The organism is Pseudoalteromonas sp. A601, from assembly GCF_002165575.1.
Lineage (GTDB): Bacteria > Pseudomonadota > Gammaproteobacteria > Enterobacterales > Alteromonadaceae > Pseudoalteromonas.
Map to the genome: position 1 here is coordinate 1 of NZ_MXQF01000095.1, position 207 is coordinate 207.

General features: G+C 38.6%; 1 rRNA gene. It reads left to right on the top strand.

Features of this window, described 5'->3' with window-relative positions:
* A 5S ribosomal RNA gene (gene rrf, locus B5G52_RS21825) occupies positions 1-101 on the top strand; the annotation flags it as partial.
* Positions 102-207: the final 106 nt, after the last annotated feature.

Consider the following 207-nt stretch of genomic DNA (forward strand, 5'->3'; position numbering starts at 1 on the left):
CGTTTTGGACCCACCTGACCCCATGCCGAACTCAGTAGTGAAACGAAACAGCGCCGATGATAGTGTAGCATTTGTTATGTGAAAGTAGGTCATTGCCAGGATTTAAATTAGAGAAAGCCGTTTCAGAAATGAAACGGCTTTTTTGTTTCTAAAATAAAGTGTATCTCTCGGCTTTAATACCAATGCTATTTATACCAATGCTATTTA